This is a genomic window from Sodalis-like endosymbiont of Proechinophthirus fluctus, from assembly GCF_001602625.1.
GTDB lineage: Bacteria > Pseudomonadota > Gammaproteobacteria > Enterobacterales > Enterobacteriaceae.
In genome coordinates, this window is sequence record NZ_LECR01000042.1 from 1 (window position 1) to 5,987 (window position 5,987).

Annotated in this window: 4 protein-coding genes and 4 pseudogenes; 2 read left to right on the plus strand and 6 right to left on the minus strand. The window is 49.4% G+C overall.

The features are described 5' to 3' along the window. The 3 genes and pseudogenes from BG74_RS04785 to BG74_RS04790 form a co-directional block, all read right to left on the minus strand. Window positions 1-194 (minus strand): glycerate kinase (locus tag BG74_RS04785; RefSeq protein ID WP_187202638.1); only part of this gene is annotated, 194 nt, incomplete at its 3' end. Window positions 195-212: 18 nt separating this feature from the next. Then, window positions 213-350, minus strand: a pseudogene (locus BG74_RS16745) (glycerate kinase); the annotation flags it as partial. 53 nt (window positions 351-403) lie between these two features. Next, a pseudogene (locus BG74_RS04790) lies at window positions 404-677 on the minus strand (enolase C-terminal domain-like protein); the annotation flags it as partial. Window positions 678-1,303: 626 nt separating this feature from the next. Between BG74_RS04790 and BG74_RS04800 the strand changes: the two are divergent. Next, window positions 1,304-1,732, plus strand: a complete 429-nt coding sequence (locus tag BG74_RS04800) for an MFS transporter (protein ID WP_256364217.1) — start codon at window positions 1,304-1,306, stop codon at window positions 1,730-1,732. Between the two features lie 69 nt (window positions 1,733-1,801). Here the strand turns inward: BG74_RS04800 and BG74_RS13130 are convergent. From BG74_RS13130 to dgt, 3 genes and pseudogenes are all read right to left on the minus strand, one after another. Further along, window positions 1,802-2,464 (minus strand): annotated as a pseudogene (locus BG74_RS13130) (sugar diacid recognition domain-containing protein); the annotation flags it as partial. A 183-nt stretch (window positions 2,465-2,647) separates the two neighbouring features. Further along, a pseudogene (locus BG74_RS04815) lies at window positions 2,648-3,934 on the minus strand (trypsin-like peptidase domain-containing protein). A gap of 152 nt (window positions 3,935-4,086) precedes the next feature. Further along, complete coding sequence (gene dgt, locus BG74_RS04825) at window positions 4,087-5,601, minus strand: dGTPase (RefSeq protein ID WP_066596997.1); 1,515 nt, start codon at window positions 5,599-5,601, stop codon at window positions 4,087-4,089. A gap of 163 nt (window positions 5,602-5,764) precedes the next feature. On the opposite strand from dgt, the gene mtnN reads away from it, so the two are divergent. Further along, a partial coding sequence (gene mtnN, locus BG74_RS16750) for a 5'-methylthioadenosine/S-adenosylhomocysteine nucleosidase (protein ID WP_244267299.1) occupies window positions 5,765-5,987 on the plus strand: 223 nt, incomplete at its 3' end.

A 5,987-nucleotide genomic window follows, 5' to 3' on the forward strand; every position in this document is an offset into this window, starting at 1 on the left:
GCCTGCAAACCGGCGCTCATTCCTACGGCTACGCCAGTGTCGGACACCCGATCGACATCCTGATCCAGATCGCGCTTAATAATGTCAGCATAATATTTTAATGCTACATCAAATTCGCGGATTATCGCCACCATCGATCCCTTTTGCGGGCCGAAGATGGCAGAGGCGGCCTCGTCGCCGGTGGCTACTATCATGGCCTCCACAGCGCCTCAATACCATCCGCTCGCCGGCAGCTGCTTGACGTAATTGGTGTCGAGAAAAACCTCACGAAATCATTTTTCAATCTGCGTCGCGACTTCCAACGCCGATAAACTCTCTTCATATAAATCTAGAGAGATGACTATTTTCATAAACTACCCGCTACTCTTGTTGAGAGCTAGAGCTGAAGCCGGAAGATTGCTTAATCGCCGCGTTTATCCTGTTGCACCAGCCGGTTCATCCGCGCTACCTCGGTTCTAACCATCACCAGCGGAATCGCCTCTCGCAGCTTTTGTAGGGTGACTTCGCCACCCGGGGCTTCGCCGGCGCCAGTATGGCCAGCGGTCCTTAAGCACCACGAGATTGCGGATAAACCAGGCGCCGTGCGCACCGCCGATATTCAGCAGCATGCTTTAATGTCTCGTGCTCGGGATCACTTTCATCTCGGTAATCACGGGACTGCTTTGGGTATTGGCCATTAACCCTTCCTCTCACGAGAAAAACACTGTCGCCTCTTCGCCGGACGCTGGGGAAGATCAGGATTTAACCAATTGATACCTCAGTATAAGTACATCACTTCTCCCTTTTCATTGGGCATCATCACAATAAAACAGGGCAAGAGCGGCAATGGGTTGCAGCAAATGCTCAGGATGATAGGCGTGAATTCACAAACCGGCCGCCATCAGGCGTCTAAGGCCAAAAATGAAGCCTCTTTTTTAATTATCCGAAAGGTCGTAGATATAAATGATCGATATCGCTTATAGCACGTTGCTGTAAAAAGCCTGCGCATCCGGCAGCCGCATTCAGTCATAATCTCAATATTTGCCGGGACATTAATCTTAATATCGCTGCTGAACCGCTATGCAGATTATAAAACGTCTATTCTTATCTTCCCTACGTTTCAGAACGCCACTATGCATCTATTCAGCCAATGGATAGTATGTACACCGTCTGCTCGGACATCGAGTCTTTACTCGCCACGCGCCACACAAACTCGACTCCCCCTCCGGGAACATTCCCGGGAGATGCCTACCATGGATAACACGGTAATAAACGCCAGCACGCAAAAAACACGTTCGCGCTTCTGGATCCTGGCGGTGTTATCATCAGAAACACCGTCAACCACGCTAACCGGTCTACCCTGTCCATCACCGATCCACATGTGGCGCGGAATTTGGGTTTGGATCCGCTGCAAATCGGCCATATATTCTCGGCCTCTGGCTGGGTGTGTACTCTCGCTCAGCTATCGGGTGGTTGGATGCTGGATAAGTTCAGATCTAAAAAAATCTACGGTTTTGCCATCTTGATCTGGTCAGTATTTACCTTCTTCTGCCAGGGCTTTGTCCATGTCTTCGACAATGCCGCCATAATGCTGTTCATATTGCTCTTTATGGTAGTTTTTTTGCCGAAGCGGCAGACAATGCCGCCGACTAACAGCGGCATCGTTTCCGCCTGGTTTCCGGTGCGGGAACGCGGTACCGCCTCGGCGATATTCAACATCTCTCAATATGCAGATCTCAATATGCCGAGTTAGTGGTATTCAACCCGTTGCTGAGCTAGATCACCTAAGAGGTTAGCCGGGAATATGTGTTTATCGTATGGGAAGCGCCGGCTTCAAAACCACCATTTCGGTCAGCGAGACAATAGCGATAAGATTGTCCCGCTCAGGGATGGTCAAAAGGGTTTGTAATTGTTGCAGTTCGGCCATGATGCTATCGACGCCGAACTGCGCGCTGTCCATCTCTACTGCCGATACGCGCGATGAATATCGATCCCCAGGTACTGTTTTGGTAAGAGCCAGCGTCATTTCTTCGGCGCAGATAAGATCTGGCACCAAGTTCCTCACGCAGCCGGGTTCCTGCGCCAGCATATGCAGCACCCACACGCCTGATCCAGAATCATATCGACGGTCATACACAACGGTTCGCTATATTGGCGCAGCTAGCCGGGAATACCGGTTAACTCGATGATGCCAACGATATTACCGTCGATTTTCAGCGGCAAATTAATCCCAGGACGCACGTCGTGCAAATGCTTGGTGCAAATGCTTGAGTCACCCACCACTTCGTCGATATCCAACACCTGCGCCTGGGACAGCGCTAGCAATGCGCCCTCATGAAGCTCATCGATACGTTCCCGATCTCCGCTGCCGATAATCAGGCCGCAGGCGTCCATCACGTTAATGTTGCTGTCTATTATCTTGCATGGTTCTTGCCACGATTTCCTGCGCCAACTTGAGCTTGACATCAAAATGGTAAGTCGCCATCGCAGTCCCACTGATTGCTCAATTTTTGCATATACCAACAGCCGCGCCTCTTACGGCATTATACAAACGCACAAAGTCAGATCAGAGACGACACGCACGCAAGTTGTAGTAAACATCACGTTTTTACGGGCAAAAAACCAGACGGCACAATAGAAGTCCGGCTTTATATCAAGCAGCCGATTATTACGCCAATAAATACAGCGAAATGTCATCACGGCGAACATTCAGCGCCAGAACTTTAGGCTTGGCATAAAGAATTTTGCGCAGCTCGCCGATATTTTCCACCGGCTGCTGACTCACCCCGAGGATCACATCGCCCTTCTTCATCCCGACCCGCTCGGAGGTGCTGCCGACTTTAACGTTATCTACCCGCACACCTTTTGACTGTCAAGCTCGGTGTTGCTGAGCTCTGCTCCTTCGATGCCGGTAAGGCCTATCCAGGAATCCATCCGGGATTGCGTGCTTTGCTCAATGGTGATAGTAACAGTAACAATAACAGTGACCGGTTTACCTTATGGCTTTCGCCAGTTCCAGTGTCAATTCTGTGCCAAGGATACCAATTTCACCCGTTTTACCTGACAGAATTCAACAAGTCGTTTGGTCAGGTTTTTAACTATATTTATTGCTCGGTATGGCAAAACCGATGCCGATATTACTTCCGTCCGGCGCCAATATAGCAGTATTATTAATACCGATAAACTCACCGTTCAGATTAACCAACCCGCCGCTGGAATTGCCGAGGTTGATGGTGGCATCAGTCTGGATAACGTTCTCATAATTTTCGATATTTAACCTGCTGCGTCCGAGCTCCGAGACGATGCCGGACATCACCGTTTTCCCTAGTCTGTAGGGAGTTCCGATAGCCACTGTATAATCATCCCCGACCCGCAGCTGATCAGAATTGGCCATTTTTATAGATAGAGGTCATATTTTTGACATCAATCATCTGTACTAGTGCGATATCGGATCGCGTATCCTTACCGATAAATTTGGCATCAAATTTACGTCCGTCGTTGAGTTGAACCTATATTTTAGACGCATCATTCACTACATGATCGTTGGTCACCACGTACGTAGCCCTTATTCAGCATCGATAATTACCCGGCTCCCCAGCGCCTGGAATTTTTCAGTGCCTGGAATTTTTCCTGGGCAGGCGCGCCTCTTTCATCGATCCCCTCATAGTTTCCCTAGCACAGCGGGTGACGCCTAGAAGGGAGAGCAATACTGACACAGCGGCGAATTTTGACCGAAGAATTTCTTGAGCTAATCGGGTATCTGCCGCGACGTGACCAGTGTACTGCCCCTGACGCTGATACTCACCACGGAGGGCATGACCTTTTCCAGCATTGGCGCCAAGCTAGGAAACTGTTAATTGGTCGCGGCGGTTTCTGCCGCAAAGACAGAGACAGGACCTAGCACTATGCCCAGACTCAGAGCAAGCGCCGTCAGGACCAATGTAGATTTTTTCATCTGTGATTATCTCAACTTAAAATTAAAGGGCGTTATGCATAATGTTCTGTGTTTCTGTATGAAAGTTATGAAATACTCTGTAGTTCAGCGCAAAGAAAGCGGCAAAGGTAAAAAACATTGATCTTCTATACAAATAACTACAGTATTTTAGGCTACTCAGCAGCCATTAGCCGACGATATTCATCCCAGGCATAAAGATCGGTCATACCACTAATATAATCTTGGATTAAACGCGCTCTATAATAAAATTCCATCATGGATTGCTGGCCAGCAGGATAGCGATTGACCGTTTCCATCGCCTCACCATAGGCTAGACGATGTTTGGCGGACAGTTTATGATACAAGCGGCTAGCGATAGGATAAGCGGGATGATGATCCCCTGCCGCCAGCTGTTGAAAATCCTCCTGAGACATATCAAGCAAGGGGTTATAGATTTCTAGCAGCCCGCTTATCACCCGGTAACCCTGCAGTTCCAACTGCTCAACTTCAGGATGATTAAACACATGCTTGAAAGCAACACTTTTAAATATCTTTAAAAGCCGAAATGCCGGACTCGAGTCCTCCAGCAGTGCCTGATTGAAACTGCCGTCATAAATGGGAGCCAAATTATCCAGAAAACGCTGCGCCGCATGTGGCACTAACCGCGCCACAGTATTGACCCGTAAATACATAAAAAACTGATCGCCACTTCGTAGCTCTTGATGAAGTCTGATTTTATTGAACTCCTGACCGATCACTTTATCGAACAAATCTCCTTTAACGACGCTTCCCCATTCTTTTTTCAGGAGAAGATACAATTGCTCCACGGTAAATATTTTTTTCTCCACCGCATCTTCCAGGTCGGCAATACAATAGGAAATATCGTCGGCTGCTTCCATAATATAAGTCAGCGGAAAACGGTGATATTCCCCTAGCGATAATTCTCGCCGTAGTGTTTGGACATACTCTTCTTCTGCGAGATAAAAACCCGGTTTCTTCATTAAATAGCTGAACGCCGCCGACGCCGGGCCATGCCAGTAGGCCGGGCGAGTGTACTTAAGAATGCAGCCGACCTGAGCATAGGTCAAATTAAGCTTTAGCAGGCTATGCACCATACGAATAGCCTGGGCATTGCCTTCAAAATGGCACAGATCGAGACGAATACGACCGCGCAGCGCATTGTTGACTTCGTCGCCGGTACGCAGGCGCAGACTGGCCACCTGGCACCGATCTTTGCCGAGGGAGTCTTGCTCCAGACTGGCGATATCCAGTCGGCGGCGAAACCAGTCGTTAATTGCCGCTTCGCCAAAATGACCGAACGGCGGATTACCGATGTCGTGCATCAGGCAGGCCATCTCCACCATGCTCTCACAGGGCGCTTCCATCTGTGATAATCCCAACGCATCAATGCGCCCATCGCTTTTGAGGCGATGAAAGATATCTTTAACGATATGGCGACCGACCTGCTGCACCTCCAGCGAGTGGGTCAGGCGCGAGCGCACTGCGGCATTACGTTCAAGGGGAAAAACTTGGGTTTTTTGCTGTAGCCGGCGTATTGCAGCAGAATTGATAATACGCCCGCGGTCGCTTTCAAATTGGCGAATAATAGCATAATTATCCTGGGCGTTTATCGCCGGACCAAAGGGACGTTGAAAACTGATTTTATGACTGAAGTTGATATCGGACATGTTTTCCCCGCATGAGATCCGCACCCTACCGTGGATACTAATGCCCGCCGACAAACGCAACCCCGCCCGGCCGTTATTTCCCCGCGGCAGGCGTGCTAGAATGCACCCTATGAACACCCGCTATCATTTTAAACCCGCTATTTTGTTAACAGGAACGCTTTGTATGAAAATTGGCATTATCGGTGCAATGGAACAGGAAGTCGCGCTGCTGCGTGACAGCTTGAGCCACTCTACTCTCCATCAGCAGGCGAGGTGTGAAATTTATACCGGTCAGCTACACGGCGTTGAGGTAGCACTTGTGAAATCCGGCATCGGTAAGGTTTCCGCCGCGTTGGGGACCACGCTGCTACTGGATCATTTCAAGCCTGAGCTGGTCATCAATACCG

Excerpts from the sequence above, each read along its gene's own strand:
- dgt (WP_066596997.1), bottom strand. The coding sequence starts at position 5,601 with ATGTCCGATATCAACTTCAGTCATAAAATCAGTTTTCAACGTCCCTTT.